Consider the following 18,199-nt stretch of genomic DNA (forward strand, 5'->3'; position numbering starts at 1 on the left):
TCGTTGCTCAGGCGTCGCCTGCCTTCATGGCGTCACGACCTCGAATCGATAAGCGATCTCAACCGGCCGACCCGGCTCGAGCGGGACTGCGGTCGAAATTCCTCTGGCATTGATCGGGTTTGCCGCCAGCGCCGCACGGCAGCCAAGCTCGAACGCGCTTGCCACTGGCTCGACACCCAGGCACAGGTTGCGGCCGTTCCAGGGACTGTGAGTGCGGCCGCGATTGCTGATCCACAACAGCAGCGATGGGAGTATGGAAGCGTCCCACGTTAGCCGATACGCAACGCGGGACTCTTCGTTCGTCAGAGTGAGCGCCCCATCGACTCCGCAAAGCTGAATGATCTCTTCCGTATCGTGAGCGAAGGGCAGGCGGTCGAAGGCCGCCGTTCCTCCAGTGCGCAGCGGGACGTTGTCGAGTTGCTCGAAAACCGCGCCCGGAGCGGCATGAGACACGCCTGGTTCAGGGGCGCCCGGATGCACCACGCCAAAACGAAACCTGCCCGGATGGATCCGCAGCGCGCCGGGGTTCGATGGCAGCGCCAGATTCGGATGCAGTCCAAGCGGCCGTCGCGTCTTGCGGCGAGCCTCGACCCTCACGGAGAAGTCGATTGCCGGGGCATCGGGGTCCGCGCGGATCACGCGAACGACACGGGCGATCGACGACGAGGCCGGATACTCGAGCGCGATCTCGATCGACAGGTCCGTTTGTCGCACGAGGGTCCATTCACCCACGCAGACGTAGCCATGCAGCAGGTCGTCACTCGAATCCAGCGGGGCATCGTGTTCGTCGACCGACGCGGCAAGGCTTGTCTGCCAGCTTGTCGTGACGCTCTCGGGGGACCATGGCACCCCAAACGGAACACATGGAAATTCGCTTCTGAGCTGGCCGAGCAGTCCTGCCTGCTCAGGTGTGCCATCGTCGAGCCACGGGGCCTCGTAAAACGGCTCCACGCGCTGGTTGCCGTTGCGTAGCGAAACACGACCGAGCATTCCGCCTTTGGCGTGAACGTTAAAGGAGCCGTGAGGCCATTCGAGGTGCCAGATTTTGTCCATGCTTGTCGTCGTGACAGGAAAAGGGGAGCGTCGTAACCGGCCGGCGCGATTAGTTTTCTTCTTCTGGCCAGCAGGTGTTGTGTCGTGCGAGCAAGGCGCTGGACGCCGCCGGGCCCCATGTGCCGGACGCGTAGGGTTTCGGCAGGCTTGCCTGGGTGCCCCAGTCTTCGATGATCGGCGCGACCCAGCGCCATGCCGCCTCCTGTTCGTCGCGCCGCACGAAGAGGGCAAGCCGCCCACCTATCACATCGAGCAGCAAGCGCTCGTAAGCTTCCATACGGTCCTGCTGGAAGAATTCATCGAAGGCGAGATCCAGGTGTACGCCTTGCAGGGTCATGCCCATGCCAGGCTGCTTGGCCAGAGCGCTGAGGCGAATCGACTCGTTCGGCTGCAAACGGATCGTCAGCCGGTTCGAACCCGGGCGCAGGGCGCTCGGCCCCAAGGCGGAGTGCGGCACCGGCCGGAAATTGACGACGATTTCAGCCACGCGCCCCGCGAGTCGCTTGCCCGTGCGTAGAAAAAACGGCACACCTGCCCAGCGCCAGTTTTCCACCTCGACTTTCAACGCAACGAATGTCTCAGTCGTACTGCCTGGCCTCACGCCAGCCTCCGCGTGATAGGCGCATACGGGCGTGTTCTTGATGGCGCCTGGGTGATATTGACCGCGCACCACGCTACGGCGGATTTCATCGGCAGGCAGCGGTTTGAGCGCGCGCAGCACGCGCAGCTTTTCGTCACGCACCGCGTCGGCATCCATCGATCCCGGTGGCTCCATCGCGATGATCGAAAGCAACTGCAGCAGGTGGTTCTGCACCATATCGCGCAACGCACCCGTTTGATCGTAGAAATTTCCGCGGCCTTCGACGCCCAGTTCTTCGGCCACCGTGATCTGAATGCTTTCGACCCACTCGCGGCGCCATAATGGTTCGAACAACGAATTACCAAAGCGCAGCGCGAGCAGGTTCTGAACCGCTTCCTTGCCGAGATAGTGGTCGATCCGGTAGATCTGGTCTTCGTTGAAGATCTGGCCGACCGCGTCGTTGATCGCATTGGACGATTCCAGGTCGTATCCGAGCGGCTTTTCCAGCACGATGCGGGAGCCTTCGCTGAGCCCGGCCGATGCCAGCGCGCCGCAGATCGGCACGAACAGCGCAGGTCCCGTCGCCAGATAGAAAATGCGCCGGCCGCTTGCCGTACCGAGCGCGTCGCGCAGCGCGGAGTACGTTTCCGGCTGACTGGCGTCGAGCTGGACGTAGGCGATGCGCTCAAGAAAGCTCCGCCACGTTGCATCGTCGATCGAGGCTCCCGCGATGTGGGGTTTCACGTGCTCTCGAACCCATTGCAGGTAGCCGCTGGTATCGAGCGCCGTCTGCGCGACGCCGACAATCCGGCCATCGGCTGCGAGCAGGCCGTCGCGGTGCGCCGCGAAGAGGGCGGGCAAGATCTTGCGCATCGCAAGGTCGCCTGTGCCGCCGAACAGGACGAAGGCGAATGGGGAGTGGTCGGACCCGGCAGTAGAGCGTTTCGTCATGGCATTCAGTGGTGGAAGTCGATGCAAGGACTTTCAGCGCCAGCCAGCGCTGCAACGTCGTCCATTAGTGGGGCATAGGCTCCTTGCCGCGCGCACGTTACCGCGGCACACGCGGCGGAGAACTCCAGATGAGAGGCAAACGAAGCGTCTGGCCGCGCGAGCAGACTCGCCAGCCATCCGCCGAAGCAGGCGTCGCCGCAGCCGACTGTGTCGATCACCTGTGTCGCGAATGCCGGCTGGAACAGCACCTCCCGCGCCGTGAACAGTCGCATGCCTTCAGCGCCGCGCGTGAGCAGGATTGACGCGGTTGGAGCCCACGCGCGTAGTTGAGCGAGTGCGGTGGCTTCGTCCAGTTCCGGGAACAGGCCCCGAAGATCCTCGTCCGACACCTTGATATAGCTGGCGAGTTCGGCCATGCGGCGCAGTGTGCTTCGGTAAGCGGGACCAGCCATCAGATCGCGGTAGTTCGGATCGAACGAGATCCGCTTGCCGGCCGCGTGGGCGGCTTCCGCGATCTCCAGAAGGTGGGCTGCCAACGGCTGCCGGACCAGACTGAGCGAGCCGAAGTGAACGATCTGGGCCGCGTCCATCCAGCCGGCGGGCAACGCATCGACGTCAAAAGCAAGGTCGGCGCTGTTCTCGCCGACAAAAAAATATTGCGGCGGATGCCTGGAGACGACCATGGCGAGAAACGGCGCGCGCTCGACCTGGCGGGTGAAGCGCATGTCGAGCCCCGCCTGCCGGCTGTGCTGTATCAGCTCATCGCCGAAGGCATCGCGGCTCACGGTGCCGGCGAAACCGGTGGGTACGCCCAGGCGCGCGCCCACGCGTGCGACGTTCCAGCACGATCCGCCGGGCGCGCTACGCCAGCGCTGGTTATCTTCGTGGATAAAGTCGGTCAGTGCTTCACCGAACACGACCAGTTTGGGGAGGTTCATCGTCATTCTCACTCCGTGCGTCGTTTCAATCTGGCGATGCAGGCTGCGGCTTGCGCTTCGGCCTGAAACGGTCGATCAGGCCGGCCGCTTCCAGCGAGAAGCGCGCAACGCGATCACGACGGTTGGCGAACAGATCGCTGATCGACCCGTGCGCAAAGCTTGCGTGATGCGCGGGGAGCGCGCGCCATGCAGGTGACTGGGTAAGCGTCGACATGTCTTACGGTTTCCTGAATGTCGTGAAGAAAATCGATTCGCTACCGACGCCAGACGGTCAGGCGAGGCCAGCAACCCGCAGAGGTTGCCCGCGTTGCCGCTTGTGCCGCGCACGCAATGGCCGCTTCCAACGCGCGAACCATCGCAGCGACTAAATAAATCCATTTGATTTATTTAAACCTGCTATCGAACGCGTGTCAGCCCAGGGAAATCCCGCACCCGGACGACGTCGAATGCGTCGCCATCGATGAGGACAAATCTGAGGATCGGCAATGGCATGAGCGACATCGCCGCAAGCTTGACAGCGTTGCGGGCGCGCTCATCGTAGTGGCGGAGGGAGTGGTGGACCGGTTCGGCCGCGTCAAGGTGACGTACGTTGGACCTGCGCTGCGCATGACTGGATCCCTGCTGGTTGCAGTTTCTCCGTGCGCGAAGCTCTTGCAAATCGCGGATTCAGCAGGTGCCGCTTCAGCCCGACACCTGCATCCAAACTCCGCTCACCTGCAGATACCGTTCACCTACGGGATCTGAGAAAGATTTCGCTTAGCCTCCAGCAGTTCAATCAGCAATTGATCCCGCTGGCGGAGCATTTCTGGAAAGTCGTACGACTGCAGTTCCGTATCGACGCCGCTCGCAATCGACTCGATGTAGTCGTCTGTCTCGGGATACCTGCCCAGATCTCTGGCCCACTCGCGCTGGGCCGCGCCAAGATGCTGCAGCACATGCGTGATACCGCCGGCTCCTCCGGAAGCGTGAAGGTTGAGGAACGGACCGAGCAATGCCCAGCGCAGTCCCGGGCCGTAAGAGATCGCCGCATCGACGTCCTCCACGGAGACAACGCCGCGCTGTACCAGACTGATGGCTTCCTGCCAGATCGCCACTTGCAGACGGTTGGCGATATGACCTTTGACTTCTTTACCGACCCGAATGACCTTCTTGCCCGTCGAAGAATAGAACGCCATGGTCTTCGCGATGTTTTCGGGCGATGTCAGTCTGCCGCCACCGACCTCCACCAACGGCATGATGTGCGACGGATTGAATGGATGCCCGAGGACGATTCGTTCCGGGTGCTTCGCGCCTGCCTGAATGTCGCTGATCGTCAGCCCCGACGACGACGACGCGATGATCGCGTCCGACCTTGCCGCCGATTCGATGCTCAGGATCAGCGCGTGTTTGACATCCAGACGTTCGGGGCCGCTTTCCTGAATGAAATCGGCATTGCGCACCGCCGCGCCCACGTCAGTGGTGAATGTCAACTTGTCCCGCGAGGCGCCGTCGGCCAGACCGAGCCTCTCGACTACAGGCCAGCTATCGTCGATCCAGTTGCGCAGGCGCGACTCGGCTCCCTGGCCGGGATCGGTCGCCGTCACCTCGAACCCATGAGCCAGAAAGTGCGTCGCCCAACCTGCGCCAATGACGCCCGTGCCGACGACGGCGACGTTGACCGCTCGCGTCGTCATTGCCTAACCCTCCTGGCACGCAGCGCCGATCGTTTCGCGCAGCGGCCGCAGTCCGATGATCTCCCGTGCTTCAGCCGGCGTCGCCGGCTCGTAACCCATCTCGCGGACCAGGCGAACAAGCCGCTCGACCAGTTGCACATTGGTGGCCAACTGACCTTGCCGGTAGTAGAGGTTGTCTTCGAGCCCGACGCGCACGTGCCCTCCCAGCAACAGCGAGTTCATCGCTGCGGGTAACTGCGCCGCGCCAATGGCGCTGACGTTGAAGACGGTGTTGCGGGGCAGGTGGTCGACCATCGTCTGCAACAGCCGGGGCGTATAGGGCAACGCGCCCTGGAACGCATTGGCGCCGATCACGATATTGATGAAGTGCGGCGCTTCGTCGAGTCCCTCGTTGATGGCGCGCTGAACATCCTGGACGATGTCGGCCAGGCCGAACACCTCCCATTCGGGCTTGATGCCTCGTTGTTTCATCATCTCCGCTATTTGCCGGATTCGCGAGGGCGGCGTCGCCACCAGAATCTCCTTACCGCCAAAACTTGCAATCACGGTCTGTGCATCTAGCGTGCACATCTCGACGCCGTCACCCTGCATACCCTTCAGGCGTTCCTCCCACTGGATCTCCCACAGACCGTTGTCGAGTTCGCGAACCATGTCGCCGTTGATGCCGCCGCCGGTGGAGTTGTTCAGGATGATGTCGCATTTGTCGCGAATCAGCCGGTTGATGTGGCTATAGATCGCAGGATCGCAGGTGGCCTCGTCGTCGGGACGTCGTGCATGCACTGCGACGACACTGGCACCCGCGTTGTAGCAGCGGTAGGTGTCATCGGCGATCTCCTGCGGCTGTGTCGGCAGGTTCGGGTTCATTTTCTTGGTGGCCATGCCGCCGGTCGGGGCGACGGTCACGATGACTTTGGGCTTGCTCATGCTGGTCTACTCCAGAGTTGAAATGGGTCTAACGGATAGGGTCGACATCGACGAGCCGATCAGTGCGCGTTCGCGCCATCGCTTGGGCCCACCCGGACTGCGCTCTTCGGCAAGCCCAGCAGGATCGTCAGACCGCCGCCGATGACGACCGCGGTCAAGGCCAGCAGACCCATCTGGATACTTCCGGTCGCGCTCTTGATCCAGCCGATCAACGTGGGGCTGACGAAGCCGCCGAGGATGCCCAGCGAGCTGATTACCGCGATGCCGGCTGCGGCCGCGTCCCGGCCAAGATAGGTGGGGGGAATCGACCAGAACAGCGAGCCGCCGCCAAAGATGAAGAACGACGCAACGCACAGCAGGACCATCACCGGGACGACAGCGGTGCCGGCAAAGGAAGTCGAGGCCAGGACCACCGCGCCCAGGACCAAAGTTCCTCCGACATGCCAGCGACGCTCCTTGAAACGGTCCGAACTGCGGCTGATGAAGAGAACGCCAAGCGCACCGAAGATATAGGGCACCGCCGTGTACCAGCCGATCGTGGCGATCGGGGCGATCCCGAGTCCTTTGATCATGGTCGGCAACCAGAACGTAAGCGTGTAGACGGCACAGGCGCAGCAGAAGTAGACGAAGGCCAGCACGTAGGTCTTCGGGTCCGCCAGCGCCGCGGTGAGCCTGCCATGATGTCCGGCCTTTGCGTCGCCTCGGTGGTCGGCATCCAGGACCGACTGCACCAGTACTTTCTCGGCGTCGTTCAGCCAGGGCGCCCGGCCCGGTTTGTCCGGCAGCATGCAATACAGCAGGAACCCCAGCAGGACGGTCGGCAGGCCTTCGACGACGAACAGCCATTGCCAGCCGTGCATACCGCCAAGCCCCTCCATACCGCTCATGATCGTTCCCGACAGCGGGCTGCCCAGCACGCCCGTGATCGGCATGCCAAACAGGAACAGACCGGTCACACGTCCGCGTCGCTGGCTCGGGTACCAGTACGTCAGATAAAGAATGATGCCGGGGAAGAAGCCTGCTTCGAACAGACCGAGCATCAGCCTGATTCCATAGAATTGCCACGGCTCCCTGACAAACGCGGTGGCCGCGGACGTCAGGCCCCACAGCACCATGATCCTCAGGAAGGTGAGTCGCGCGCCGATCTTTTCGAGCAGCAGATTGCTGGGTACTTCGAACAGCAGATAGGTGACGAAGAAAACACCCGCGCCGAGTCCATAGACAGCATCGGAGAAAGCCAGGTCCTGCTTCATCTGCAACTGCGCGTAGCCGATATTGATGCGGTCGAGGAACGCACAGATATAGGCGATCAGAATCAGCGGCATCACGCGCCAACTGATCTTTCGGAAGACGGCGTCTTCCGCTGTCTGGTTGGCCGGGTTCTCGTCGAACGCGGCTGCGGGGTTCAGCGAACGGGCGCGATTCATTGCGTGTCTCCTGATCTTGTATGACACGCATTATTTCGGGCGAGCGCTCCCGCGACTGTCGATCGCGCGACAGTTACGGTCAGCGTAAACACCAAACCATCCGGAGCGCGGGTGCCTCGATGGCGAAGCGCGAGATACGTCGCTATCGGGCCAAAGCGTCAAGCCCGGGCAAATCCAGCACGACGATGCCACCGTACTCGGTGCGCACGAGGCCTGCGTTCTTGAAGCGGGTCATTGCCTTATTGCACGTCTGACGCGACACGGCGGCGAGGTTGGCGAGCTCTTCCTGGGACAGCAGCAGATGCCCCGCGCCGCCCGGATTGGACAGCGGCTGCACCATCCCCACCAGCGCCCTCGCGACGAGACTGTCGGTGTCGAGCAGTCCGTGCGCGGCGACGGCGCCCATGAACCAGTGCAGACGTTCGTTGACCTGCAGCAGCAAAAATTCGTTGAACGACGGCTGATGCTCGCGAAGCCAATTGAACGTTGCGCGTGGTACCTGCGCGACTCGGCTGTCACGCAACGCGATGAGATCGGACTCGCGCGGCGCGTTGCGAATCAGCGTGCCTTCCCCGAACCAGCTGCCGACCGACTGTCCGCCTAAAGTCACCGTGTGTCCATCGCGGGCGGTGATCGACCACTTGATGAGGCCTTCGAGAACGCCGAACCAGGCGTGTTGCCGTTCGCCGTGGTGCCCCAGAGCCTGACCGGCTGCGACGGCGCGCTCCGACGCATCGGCGCGCACGCGCGACTTCGCAGGTTCGTCCAGCCCAACGAACCACGGCGACTGAGCGAGCAGTTCGTCGAGCGTAAGCGACACGGTGACCATCCGCTTTTGCCTCGTCATCGCCGTGCCTCCGGGCGGCTCGCACGGAGGCCGTTGCGAAATGTCGCCGCACTGACAGTGTCGCGCGGGCAATGCACGCACAATGGCTGAACTGGAACGTGGAGCATATACCCGTGAGTAAAGAAACTGTCTATCGTATCGACGTGCAATTCGGCGATTGCGACCCGGCGGGAATCGTCTTTTTCCCGAACTTTTCGCGCTGGATGGACGCCGCTTCGCATGATTATTTTATACAGTGCGGTCTGCCGCCATGGCGGGAGATGCAAGGGCTGCCCAATTGCATCGGCGCGCCGCTGTTGGAAATCCACACTCGTTTTCACACCTCGGCGACCTACGGCGAAAGTCTCGAGTTGCATACCCGCACTGAGGAATGGCGAGGCAAAGTGTTTATTCAAAGCCATCGCATCATGCGCAACGATACGCTGATTTGCGAAGGCCGCGCGACTCGCGCGCTGTGCGTCAAACAGGAGGATGGACGGCTGAAGGCCGTCGGTGTGCCTGAATTCATCCGTGCGGCGTGCGAATGAGCGGCGAGCGCGTGAGCCAGTCAGAAGGGAGGGTGTCATGACCACATCAAAAGGCCTGCGCGTGCTGGTGACCGCTGGTGCAGGCGGTATCGGGCGCGCCATCACGGAAGCATTCGTAGCTGCGGGCGCGAGCGTGTTTGTCTGCGATATCGATGAAGCGGCGCTTGAACAGATGCAAGCGCATTTGCCCGGAGTGAAAACTTCCGTGTGCGACATCGCCGATCGCGCGGCGGCTTCGCGCATGGTCGCGGACGCCGCGGCCGCTCTCGGCGGTCTGGACGTCCTGATCAACAACGCGGGCATCGCCGGACCGACCGCGAGTGTCGCGGAGATGGATCCGGACGCGTGGGAAGCCGTGCTTCGGCTGAACCTCACCGGCACGTTCATCGTCACGCAACAGGCAATCCCTCATCTGAAGCAATCGGGCGCGGGCGTGATTCTGATCATGTCGTCGCTCGCCGGCCGCTTCGGTTATCCGAACCGCAGCCCCTATGCGACGACCAAGTGGGGCCTCATTGGTTTCACCAAGACCTTGTCGCGCGAATTGGGCGAATTTGGCATACGCGTCAATGCGATTTTGCCAGGCGCGGTGGAAGGACCCCGTATTCAGCAGGTGCTGGCGGGCCGCGCATCGGCCAGCGGCCGCTCGGTCGCGCAGGAGGAGGCGGCTGCGCTCGCCAATCAGTCCATCAAGCACTTCGTGGATCCCGCGGAGATCGGGGCGCTCGCTGTCTTTCTGGCATCCGATGCCGGACGTTCCATTTCCGGGCAAATGATCCCGGTCGACGGGGATTCGCAAAGCGCGTCCTGAGATTGGGGCAATCATTCATGAATACCGCAGGCGTTCTGCAGCAGATAGATTTTTTGCGTCGGCCCACGGCGCGCAAGCTGGCTTGCCCGCGGTAGAACTGGCGAACCGAATCCGGGATCGCGACCTTCGTCATGCCGGCCGGAGTACACTGTTTTTTGCGGCGTCGTTACCGCAGAAGGAGGTCGAGATGAGATTCGCCGAAATGTTCAGGCGCTCGAGGCGGGGCGCCAAGGTCGATCAGCCAGCCGGCGGAGAGCCCCACGATGATCACGGGAAGTCCGCGCAAAAGGAAGCGAGAAAACAGTGGGACGTAGTGGGCCGCCTTCGTCACAAGAACGCGAAGTGGCAATAGCACACGACGACTGCAGCCGGGGTCCGGGCGCAAGGCGAAAGTCCCTGACAGTCTTCGCCGAAACGCCTGCGGAGCGTCAGTCGCCGCGTAGCCCGGCGCGCCCGCGCCCGGTCGGGTGAATGGGGCTTCGCTGAGCGTTATTCCGACCAATCCAGAGCCCGAGATGCCCGACCGAATCGACGACGAGATCACGTTCCGCAAGCTGGAAGTCCTGCTCGCGTTCATGGAGACAGGGAACCTGTCGAAGGCGGCCGAGGCCTTGAACGTGAGCACGGTCAGCGTGCATCGGGCGCTGCACTCGCTCGAACAGGGCGTGCGCTGCGCGCTGTTCCGGCATGAGGGCCGCAATCTGAAGTCGACGGAAGCGGCGCAAATGCTCGCCGACGTCGCACAGGAAGTGCTGACGCTGATGTCCGATGGTATCCGTGCAACGCGAGAGGCCGCGGGCTATTCATCGGACCGGCTGAAGATCGGCTCGCTGTATTCGCTGACCATCAAGACCGTGCCCGGCATCATCGTCGATCTGAAGGTGCGGCGGCCGGCCCTTCAGGTCGAACTCGCGCTCGGCTCGAATGCCGAGCTGCTCGACAAGCTGAAACAGGGCGCAGTCGACGCGGCGCTCATGGCCGTGCCCGAGGGCGAGCCCGAAGTCGATTCGTTGCCGCTCTTCGAAGACGACATCTTTTTCGGAGCGCCAGCGAACTCGCGCTTTGCGAATCAGCAAGCGATCGATCTGAGGGATTGCCGCGACGAGACATTCGTGTCGCTCGGCGAGGGTTTCGTCACGTATCACGGCTTTCTGGACGCGTTTCGTGTGGCGGATTTCACGCCGAACGTGACGATGAAGGTCGGCGATATCTTCTCGCTGATGAATCTGGTGAGCGGTGGGGTTGGCTACACGCTGTTGCCGGGCCGCGTGCGCGGCGTGTTCGGCGACAAGGTGCAATTCATTCCGCTCAAACCGCAATACCTGATGCGCCAGACCATCGGCGTCAGCTATCTGCGCGCGCGTGAGCGCGATCCGAATCTGCTTGCGCTGATGGCGGTTTGCCGCCTGCGGACCCGCAACGCCGACTGAAGTCCTGGCGTCGTTCAGCCGTCACGCGTGAGCGCGTTCGCGCTCGATCAGCATGCAAAGGTCCGGCAACGCGGTCTCGCTGCTGCTCGCCGCGATGCCATCATCGAAGGTCGTGCGGGTCATGCGGGTCAATACGTTGCCGCAAGGCATCTCGATCGCGAGACGGGCGCCGCGCTCCCACGCGAGCCGCATCGTGTCGTACCAGCGCACCTGCCGCGCCATGTTGCCGGCAAGATCGGCCGAGATGCGTCGACCATCGAAGAGCGGCCGCGCCGCACTGCTACTCAGATACACCGTGCGAGGCGCATGCACGGTGACCTGCGCGAATGCTTCGGCGAGCGCGGCCGCTGGCTCGTCGAGCAACGCGCAATGGGATGGCACCGCGACGTCGAGCCGCTCGCAGCGTTGCGCGCCCTGCTCGAGCGCAAGCGCAACCAGCTCTTGCATGGCGGTGTCGCTGCCGGCAATCACCATCTGTGTTTCGGCATTCAGGTTAGCCAGGAAGACAGGCGTGGCCGCGCGGTTGACCCGCGCGATCAGAGCTTCGAGCGGCCGCTGTCTGAGGCCGACGATCGCTGTCATCCCATAACCGCTCGGGTACGCGCGTTCCATCAAGTGGCCGCGCAGTGCAACGAGCCTGACGGCATCCGCATAGCGCAGCGCGCCGGCCGTCACCGCGGCCGGATAGGCGCCGATCGACAGACCGGCGACGATGTCGGGTTCGCAGCCGCACGCACTGAGCACGCGCGCCTGTGCGACGCCCGCGATCAACAGGCATAGCTGAACGGCGATGGTCGAGCGCAGCGAGGCGGCGTCATCGAGCGAGCGGACGTCGTAGCCGAGCGTGTCGCTCGCCTCCTCGAGTGCGCGGCACGCTTCGACATGATCGGGCAGCGTAGCCAGCATGCCGCTCTTTTGCGAGCCCTGGCCGGGGAAGGTGAAAACCGTGCTCATGATGTTTGCGATAAGGACGGGGCGAGAGTGAGCCATTCGCGCGTAGCCCACGCGGGCATCGTCGATGCCGATCGAAGGGCATGGGGCGCATCGAGCCTATTGCTCACGCGCCCACCAGCGCTCTCGTCGCGAAGAACAGCACCGACGGTCCGAGCAGGCACCCCACACCCGTATGAAACGTCGCGATCAATGCGCCATACGGCACGAGCCGCCGGTCGGTGGCGGCGAGTCCCGCGCTGACGCCGCTGACGGTGCCCGCGAGGCCGCCGAAGATCATCGCGGAGCGGGGCGTCTTCAGTCCCATGAAGTTGGCCGCGATCGGCGTGCCGATCATCACGATGATCGCCTTGATCAGGCCGGTGGCGATGCTGAGGGCGATTACGTCGGAGCTGGCGCCAATCGCCGCGCCCGTCACCGGCCCGACGATGTAAGTGACGGCGCCCGCACCGATGGTCGTCATGCTGACCGCGTCGGTGTAGCCGAACGCATGCGCGATGCTCGCGCCGACGATGAACGGCAACAGCGTGCCGAGCAGCAGCGACACCGCGCCGATGAGCCCGGCCTTGCGCGCCTCGTTGGCCTGCACTTCGAAGGCGGTGGCGACGATCGCGAAATCGCGCAGCATCGCGCCGCCCATCAGGCCGACACCCGTGAAGAGCGGCAAATCGGCGAGACCTTTCTGTCCGCCCGTGAATACGCCGCCGACATACGCGAGCGCAAGACCGATCACGATCGCGATTGCCGAGCCGTGCACGCGTCCGCGCGTCAGCGTGCGCGAGATCGCCGACGACACCCACATGATCAGCCCCACCAGCGCGAACGACGTAACCAGGCCGTTCTGAACGAACACTTTTTCGAGCATATGCAACATGATGACCTCCGGCTTCAGATTTCTTCGAGCTGCGGCGCGTTCACGAGCGAAGTGCTGTCGCGACCGGTGCGTGAAAGGACGGCGATGCAGCACGCGCAGACCGCCGCGGCGCCGAGTGCCGAAAGCAGCGCAACGGGACCTCCCTTGATCGCCGCCACGACGTTCTGATTCGCTGCCATCGCGACGACCACGGGGATATACATCGCGCCCCAGAAGCCGACACCCGCTTCGGTTTCTTTCGGCAGCAGGCCTTTTCCATGCAGATAGAGGCGCAGAAAGATCAGCAGCAGCATCGCGATGCCGACACCGCCGACATTCGTCTTGACGCCGATCGCGACCCCGAGCAGGTCGCCGAGAAAAAGTCCGGCCAGGTGGCAGAACGCGAGCAGGGCGGTTCCGTAGATGATCATGTTGCTGTCTCCGATGATTGATTTCGTTGACCTCTGAAGGGTCGTGGCAGGCTGGCGAAGTTGCCTCGACGCGGTGTTTGATGCCGCATCGGGGCCGAGGTCAGGGCGGGTTCAACGCCATTGCTCGCGCAACTTTTGCCGTACCGTCGCCGATGCCGCGCGGTGCGGGCTTGCAAGCCGCCCGGCGAGGCCACGCGAGGGGTCGGTGCGAATGTCGTCGAGCGCTTCGCGCAGCGTCGTTTCGATCGATGCCTGATCCGCGCCGCTGGGCGCATCCGCGTTGCTCACCGTCAGGAGCTTCCACAGCAGTCCGAGCGACGCATAGTTGTCGATGTCGTAGGCCATTGGCGGCACCTGGGCGGTGAACGCTTCGAGATCGGCCACTGAGCGCAAGGTGATGCGTGCAGCGGATTCCTTGCCCATCGCGTGGACCATCACCTGTGAATCGGCCAGCGCGATCAGCCGGTTCGCCTGGTAGCCATGCGCGAGAAACGCACCCGACATCGCGCGCCCCACGATCAACCCGATCACCGGATGACCGGCCAGCCGTGCGCTCGCGTAGGCATCGGCGGCGCCAGCCAACGCCTGATGAATCCCGTAGGCCTCTTCGCGCCGCCCATACGCCTGACTGGCGACATCGATAATCGCGACGATTGCGCGCTTGCCGTCATGCGCCGCGTCGGCGTCGACCACTTCGCGCACTGCCCGCGCGAGTTCCCATCCCTCGATCAACCCGATCTCGCCGCGGCGTGCGCGCGCAAACGGATTGTCCGGATCGGGCACCACCGCGATATAGCGCGCCGGGGATTCGCCGAGGCGCGCATCGACCACCCGCACCGAGGGCGGAAAACCTTGCCGCAATGGCGCGCTATTCGTGAGCGCGTCGAGCCAGACAGCGCCACGTGCGGAGAGTTGCTGTGTGCTCATGACTGAAATCCCTCGCCGTAGGCGGCGACCACTTGCTCCGGGGTAACTTGCGCGCCCGGATCGATTTCCGACAGCCGCTGCAAAAAGCTGGCGACACGTTCGCTGCGGCACATCGGCGGACGACCGTTGCGAAACAGCTCGATGACGGCCGCGCGGATCGCATCGGTGTCATCGGCTGCGTAGATGTCGACTAGCCCGGTGCGGTGACGCTGCTCGCAGCCGGTGAAGCTCCAGATCATCGGCCGGTCCCGCGAGTCGAATTCGGCGACGCCGGCCTCCTGTTCGATGACCGCCGGTCCGTTCAACCCAAGTCGCGCTTCGCGCGTGCCGATCAGATAGCTGCATAGTCCCGCCGAGATCGACATGCCGCCGTAGCAGCCGATCGGCCCGGCGGTGATGCCGATCACCGGCTGATAGCGCCGCAGGTCCACGATTGCTGCGTGAATCTCCGCAATCCCGGCGAGCCCGAGATTGGCCTCCTGCAAGCGCACGCCACCGGTCTCGAACAGGATCACCGCGCGCGTCGGGATGCCGTTGCGGTTGTCGTCGGCGGCGAGTTCGAGGCTGCCCGCGATCTTCGCCGCCGACACTTCACCCATGCTTCCGCCCTGGTAGCCGCCATCGATGGCGAGCACGACGGCGGGCTGGCCGTCGATCCGTCCTTTGGCCACCACGGTGCCGTCGTCAGCCTGCGTGACGATCCCTTGCCGCGCGAGCCACGGCGAGCGCACGCGCTCGAACGGATCGAGCAGTTCAGCGAAGCTGCCTGAATCGAGCAGCCTCCTTGCCCGGCTGCGCGCGTCGAGCTCGATGAAGCTCTGACGCTCGAGCAGTTGCTGTTTATCCATGATCGTCATGCTCCGCCCGTTGATTGCAATTGTTCCAACACCTGGCCGATGCGCATTTGCACGACCCCGGGTGTCGCGCCGGAGTCGTTGATTTCCAGCTTCGCGGCCGGCCACGAGCCGTCGCCGAAAATGCGCTCCAGCACGGCTTCCCATACATGCGCGTTGCCGTCGACCGAAGTCGTGATGTTCACGACGGTACGATGCGGCTCGTTGGCTTCGAGCAGGACTTCGAGATCGCCCGACGCGACCACGCCGGCCGCTGCACGGCCATGCGCGGGCGCTCCCGCCGCAAATTCGAGAACGATGGTTTCCATCAGCTTTCCTGTGTGTGAGTCGTGTAGGGCTTGGTCGTTGCGGTGCCTTCGACCTGCAGCCGGTCGAGAAAGAGGGTGGCGGCGAGCAGATCGGCGGCGCCGCCGGGCGACACGTGCAGTTCGACCAGACGCCGATCCAGAGCCTTCAGATGACGGCGGCCGGACAGCGCAGCGGCCCCGCCGTGCGCAAGCACGCGCCGCGCACCGCTTTGCATCTCGGCGAGTGCGCCGCGGCCGCCGCGAGCCAGCACGCAGGTGTCGTCGAGGCTCGCCATCACGGCGAGCAGCGCATTCAATCTGGCGGCGGTTTCACTGTCGCCGCGGCTGCGCGAACGGGCGAGTTCGGGGAGCGCGACTTGCACGACGTGCGGAAAACCGGCCTGCGCCTGGCCACGCGCGCCGCCGACGTTGTAGTCGACGCATGCCTGTTCGCCTTTGTGGCCGGTCTGCAGCGGTGCGTGGCGGTCGGCGATGCGCGCGATCTCGCCAGCGCGTGCGGCGATCGCATCGGCCGCGAGGTCATCCGGTTCGCGTGCGGCTGCCGTCACCAACAGTCCGAGCGCCCAGATCGCGCCCCGATGCGTGTTGACGCCATGCGTCGCGTCCATCATCCGTGCTTCGCCGTCGCGGCCGATCGCGCCAATGCGCTCACGCAATTTGGGCATCGCCCGCGTTTCGATGCCCGCCCGTGCGAGCTCCGCGAAGGTCGGCTGCAGCGCCAACGCGGATTGGCACATCAGCTTCCAGTCGAGATCGTGATGCGCGCCCTGGCTTCGGATATCGACAAGTCCGGGTTTGGGCGCGAGCGTCACTTCGTCGATCAGCGCACCGACCACCTGCGAGCCGAAGTGCGCGGCAAGGTCGAACGAAGCGCGTGGTAGCGGCGCGCAAACCATGGCGAGGTTCTCCCGCATCACCAGCTCCGGTAACGTGCGGGCGGCTCGTACAGCCCGTCCGACCAGTCGACCAGATCCGCGACGCTCTTTGCGGCCAGCAGCGACCGGTTCGCTTCGCTGCGGTGAATGCCAAGGTCCTCGGGGAGCGCGATCAGACCATCGCGCCGCAGGGCTGCGCGTTTTTCCGGGCTGCTTGCAAGGCCGATCGGCGTCACGCCCGCGACGGCCGCGATCATCTCCTTGCGTTGTTCGAGCGAGCCCGCCTTGTAGAGATAGGCGATCCCTTCCTCGGTCAGTACATGCGTGACGTCGTCGCCGTAGATCATCACGGGCGCGATCGGCATGCCCGATTCGCGTCCGACTTCCACCGCGTCGAGCGTGTCGACGATGGTCGGCTGGGCGCCGGCCTGAAAAGTCTCGACCATCTGCACGACGAGCTTGCGGCCACGCTCGAGCGGGTTGTCGGTTTGCAGCAGATCCAGCCAGGCCGGCGTCGCATGACGCCGGCCGCGCGGATCGTGGCCCATGTTGGGCGCACCGCCGAAGCCCGCGAGTCGTCCATGCGTGACGGTCGACGAGTTGCCTGCGCCATCCATCTGCAGCGTCGAGCCAATGAACATGTCGACCGCGTACTGGCCGGCGAGCTGCGACATGGCGCGATTCGAACGCATTGAGCCGTCGCGCCCCGTGAAAAAGACATCGGGCCGTTGCGCGACATAGGCATCCATGCCGAGCTCGCCGCCGAAGCAATGCACGCTGTCGACCCAGCCGGTCTCGATCGCGGGGATCAGCGTCGGATGCGGATTGAGTGTCCAGTGCCGGCAGATCTTGCCCTTGAGCCCGAGCTTCGCGCCGTATGTGGGCAGGATCAGTTCGATCGCGGCCGTATTGAAGCCGATGCCGTGATTCAGCGATTGCACCTGATGTCGCTCATAGATGCCGCGAATCGCCATCATCGCCATCAGTACATGGACCGGCGTGATCAGGCGTGGGTCTCGCGTGAACAGCGGCTCGATAAAGAACGGCTTGTCCGACTGGACCACGAAGTCGACCCACGAACCGGGAATGTCGACGCGCGGCAGGTCTTGCGGATCGTCGACGATCTCGTTGACCTGCGCGATCACGATGCCGTCGCGAAAGGCTGCGGATTCGACGAGTGCCGGCGTGTCTTCGGTGCTGGCGCCGGTGTAGAGATTGCCGTCGCGATCCGCCTTGTAGCCCGCGACCAGCACAACGTTCGGAGTCAGATCGACATAGAGCCGCCCGTACAGTTCGATATACGTGTGGATGGCGCCGATTTCGAGGATGCCGTCCTGCAGGAACTGCGAAATGCGCAGGCTTTGCGCGCCGGCGAAAGCGAAATCCAGCTTTCGGGCGATGCCTCGCTCGAACAGGTCCAGATGCTCGGCACGGCTCACGCTCGGAATGATCAGATGCAGGTCGTGAACGATTTCCGGATCGACTTTCGCGAGCGAGCGCGACAGGAAGTCAGCCTGCTTCTGGTTGTTTCCTTCGAGGACCACGCGGTCTCCAGGGGCAATCAGGTATTGCAAGACTTCGACGATGCGCCCGGTGGGCAGGACCGCGCCGTCCGCGATCGACGCGACCCGCGCGATGCGCCGTTGCTTTTCCGCGCGGCGTGTAGCCCAACGGGACTGGAACTGACTTTGACTGGACATGTGCGCTCTCGCTCAGGACATGAGGCGAGTCTAGGGAGCGACGGACATGCATTCAATAACGCTCCGGATGCGACTGTTATCTCCAGGGTAACGATGGTTCAGGTTGAACGGCAAAACGGACAGGTCCGCAAAGGCGCGG

At 63.8% G+C, this 18,199-nt stretch carries 19 protein-coding genes; 3 read left to right on the plus strand and 16 right to left on the minus strand.

Features of this window, described 5'->3' with window-relative positions:
• Positions 1-24 precede the first annotated feature (24 nt).
• The 8 genes from L0U84_RS39700 to L0U84_RS39735 form a co-directional block, all read right to left on the minus strand.
• Entirely contained in the window at positions 25-1,053 is a 1,029-nt protein-coding gene (locus L0U84_RS39700) for a hypothetical protein (protein WP_233859115.1), read from the minus strand.
• Positions 1,054-1,102: 49 nt separating this feature from the next.
• Positions 1,103-2,584 carry a glucose-6-phosphate dehydrogenase gene (gene zwf / locus L0U84_RS39705; RefSeq protein ID WP_233859116.1) on the minus strand — a complete coding sequence of 494 codons (1,482 nt, stop codon included), beginning with the start codon at positions 2,582-2,584 and terminating at the stop codon, positions 1,103-1,105.
• A 5-nt stretch (positions 2,585-2,589) separates the two neighbouring features.
• Positions 2,590-3,528: a carbohydrate kinase family protein gene (locus L0U84_RS39710; protein ID WP_233859117.1), complete on the minus strand. Its 939-nt coding sequence runs from the start codon at positions 3,526-3,528 to the stop codon at positions 2,590-2,592.
• A gap of 19 nt (positions 3,529-3,547) precedes the next feature.
• Positions 3,548-3,736, minus strand: coding sequence for a hypothetical protein (locus L0U84_RS39715; RefSeq protein WP_233859118.1), 189 nt, complete (start codon positions 3,734-3,736; stop codon positions 3,548-3,550).
• Positions 3,737-4,253: 517 nt separating this feature from the next.
• Complete coding sequence (locus tag L0U84_RS39720; RefSeq protein WP_233859119.1) at positions 4,254-5,195, minus strand: 3-hydroxyacyl-CoA dehydrogenase NAD-binding domain-containing protein; 942 nt, start codon at positions 5,193-5,195, stop codon at positions 4,254-4,256.
• A gap of 3 nt (positions 5,196-5,198) precedes the next feature.
• Positions 5,199-6,119, minus strand: coding sequence for a 3-keto-5-aminohexanoate cleavage protein (locus L0U84_RS39725; RefSeq protein WP_233859120.1), 921 nt, complete (start codon positions 6,117-6,119; stop codon positions 5,199-5,201).
• Between the two features lie 59 nt (positions 6,120-6,178).
• Positions 6,179-7,546, minus strand: a complete 1,368-nt coding sequence (locus tag L0U84_RS39730; protein WP_233859122.1) for an MFS transporter — start codon at positions 7,544-7,546, stop codon at positions 6,179-6,181.
• 142 nt (positions 7,547-7,688) lie between these two features.
• Entirely contained in the window at positions 7,689-8,393 is a 705-nt protein-coding gene (locus tag L0U84_RS39735; RefSeq protein ID WP_233859124.1) for a Crp/Fnr family transcriptional regulator, read from the minus strand.
• Positions 8,394-8,506: 113 nt separating this feature from the next.
• Here L0U84_RS39735 and L0U84_RS39740 point away from each other — a divergent pair, with 113 nt between their 5' ends.
• From L0U84_RS39740 to L0U84_RS39750, 3 genes are all read left to right on the plus strand, one after another.
• Positions 8,507-8,920: an acyl-CoA thioesterase gene (locus L0U84_RS39740; RefSeq protein ID WP_233859126.1), complete on the plus strand. Its 414-nt coding sequence runs from the start codon at positions 8,507-8,509 to the stop codon at positions 8,918-8,920.
• A gap of 37 nt (positions 8,921-8,957) precedes the next feature.
• Complete coding sequence (locus tag L0U84_RS39745) at positions 8,958-9,731, plus strand: SDR family oxidoreductase (RefSeq protein WP_233859129.1); 774 nt, start codon at positions 8,958-8,960, stop codon at positions 9,729-9,731.
• A gap of 515 nt (positions 9,732-10,246) precedes the next feature.
• On the plus strand, positions 10,247-11,161 hold the full coding sequence (locus tag L0U84_RS39750; protein ID WP_233859130.1) for a LysR family transcriptional regulator: 915 nt from the start codon (positions 10,247-10,249) through the stop codon (positions 11,159-11,161).
• Between the two features lie 21 nt (positions 11,162-11,182).
• Here L0U84_RS39750 and mdcH read toward each other — a convergent pair whose 3' ends face one another.
• From mdcH to mdcA, 8 genes are all read right to left on the minus strand, one after another.
• Positions 11,183-12,115 (minus strand): malonate decarboxylase subunit epsilon, encoded by a 933-nt coding sequence (gene mdcH / locus L0U84_RS39755; RefSeq protein WP_233859131.1) that lies wholly within the window; start codon positions 12,113-12,115, stop codon positions 11,183-11,185.
• Positions 12,116-12,218: 103 nt separating this feature from the next.
• Positions 12,219-12,986: a malonate transporter subunit MadM gene (gene madM / locus L0U84_RS39760; RefSeq protein ID WP_233859132.1), complete on the minus strand. Its 768-nt coding sequence runs from the start codon at positions 12,984-12,986 to the stop codon at positions 12,219-12,221.
• A gap of 14 nt (positions 12,987-13,000) precedes the next feature.
• A complete protein-coding gene (gene madL, locus L0U84_RS39765) occupies positions 13,001-13,396 on the minus strand; it encodes a malonate transporter subunit MadL (RefSeq protein WP_129958490.1) in 396 nt (131 codons plus the stop codon).
• A 111-nt stretch (positions 13,397-13,507) separates the two neighbouring features.
• The gene (gene mdcE, locus L0U84_RS39770) at positions 13,508-14,323 is read right to left on the minus strand and encodes a biotin-independent malonate decarboxylase subunit gamma (RefSeq protein ID WP_233859133.1); all 816 of its coding nucleotides are present in this window, start codon (positions 14,321-14,323) and stop codon (positions 13,508-13,510) included.
• A complete protein-coding gene (locus L0U84_RS39775; RefSeq protein WP_233859136.1) occupies positions 14,320-15,171 on the minus strand; it encodes a biotin-independent malonate decarboxylase subunit beta in 852 nt (283 codons plus the stop codon). Before L0U84_RS39775 ends, mdcE begins: the two co-directional genes overlap by 4 nt.
• 5 nt (positions 15,172-15,176) lie before the next feature.
• The gene (locus L0U84_RS39780; protein ID WP_233859137.1) at positions 15,177-15,485 is read right to left on the minus strand and encodes a malonate decarboxylase subunit delta; all 309 of its coding nucleotides are present in this window, start codon (positions 15,483-15,485) and stop codon (positions 15,177-15,179) included.
• Positions 15,485-16,399, minus strand: a complete 915-nt coding sequence (locus L0U84_RS39785) for a triphosphoribosyl-dephospho-CoA synthase (RefSeq protein ID WP_233859138.1) — start codon at positions 16,397-16,399, stop codon at positions 15,485-15,487. The genes L0U84_RS39780 and L0U84_RS39785 overlap by 1 nt, the downstream gene beginning before the upstream one ends.
• Entirely contained in the window at positions 16,399-18,060 is a 1,662-nt protein-coding gene (gene mdcA, locus L0U84_RS39790; RefSeq protein ID WP_233859139.1) for a malonate decarboxylase subunit alpha, read from the minus strand. Before mdcA ends, L0U84_RS39785 begins: the two co-directional genes overlap by 1 nt.
• Positions 18,061-18,199: the final 139 nt, after the last annotated feature.

Source organism: Paraburkholderia sp. HD33-4 (assembly GCF_021390635.1).
In the GTDB taxonomy this organism is placed as follows: Bacteria; Pseudomonadota; Gammaproteobacteria; order Burkholderiales; family Burkholderiaceae; genus Paraburkholderia.

Bases quoted from the DNA above. Each gene is read 5' to 3' on its own strand.
- madL (WP_129958490.1), bottom strand. From the start codon at position 13,396: ATGATCATCTACGGAACCGCCCTGCTCGCGTTCTGCCACCTGGCCGGA.
- L0U84_RS39710 (WP_233859117.1), bottom strand. From the start codon at position 3,528: ATGACGATGAACCTCCCCAAACTGGTCGTGTTCGGTGAAGCACTGACC.
- L0U84_RS39725 (WP_233859120.1), bottom strand. From the start codon at position 6,119: ATGAGCAAGCCCAAAGTCATCGTGACCGTCGCCCCGACCGGCGGCATG.
- mdcH (WP_233859131.1), bottom strand. From the start codon at position 12,115: ATGAGCACGGTTTTCACCTTCCCCGGCCAGGGCTCGCAAAAGAGCGGC.
- mdcA (WP_233859139.1), bottom strand. From the start codon at position 18,060: ATGTCCAGTCAAAGTCAGTTCCAGTCCCGTTGGGCTACACGCCGCGCG.
- mdcE (WP_233859133.1), bottom strand. From the start codon at position 14,323: ATGAGCACACAGCAACTCTCCGCACGTGGCGCTGTCTGGCTCGACGCG.
- L0U84_RS39785 (WP_233859138.1), bottom strand. From the start codon at position 16,399: ATGCGGGAGAACCTCGCCATGGTTTGCGCGCCGCTACCACGCGCTTCG.
- zwf (WP_233859116.1), bottom strand. From the start codon at position 2,584: ATGACGAAACGCTCTACTGCCGGGTCCGACCACTCCCCATTCGCCTTC.
- L0U84_RS39720 (WP_233859119.1), bottom strand. From the start codon at position 5,195: ATGACGACGCGAGCGGTCAACGTCGCCGTCGTCGGCACGGGCGTCATT.
- madM (WP_233859132.1), bottom strand. From the start codon at position 12,986: ATGTTGCATATGCTCGAAAAAGTGTTCGTTCAGAACGGCCTGGTTACG.
- L0U84_RS39715 (WP_233859118.1), bottom strand. From the start codon at position 3,736: ATGTCGACGCTTACCCAGTCACCTGCATGGCGCGCGCTCCCCGCGCAT.
- L0U84_RS39780 (WP_233859137.1), bottom strand. From the start codon at position 15,485: ATGGAAACCATCGTTCTCGAATTTGCGGCGGGAGCGCCCGCGCATGGC.
- L0U84_RS39750 (WP_233859130.1), top strand. From the start codon at position 10,247: ATGCCCGACCGAATCGACGACGAGATCACGTTCCGCAAGCTGGAAGTC.
- L0U84_RS39700 (WP_233859115.1), bottom strand. From the start codon at position 1,053: ATGGACAAAATCTGGCACCTCGAATGGCCTCACGGCTCCTTTAACGTT.
- L0U84_RS39775 (WP_233859136.1), bottom strand. From the start codon at position 15,171: ATGGATAAACAGCAACTGCTCGAGCGTCAGAGCTTCATCGAGCTCGAC.
- L0U84_RS39735 (WP_233859124.1), bottom strand. From the start codon at position 8,393: ATGACGAGGCAAAAGCGGATGGTCACCGTGTCGCTTACGCTCGACGAA.
- L0U84_RS39745 (WP_233859129.1), top strand. From the start codon at position 8,958: ATGACCACATCAAAAGGCCTGCGCGTGCTGGTGACCGCTGGTGCAGGC.
- L0U84_RS39730 (WP_233859122.1), bottom strand. From the start codon at position 7,546: ATGAATCGCGCCCGTTCGCTGAACCCCGCAGCCGCGTTCGACGAGAAC.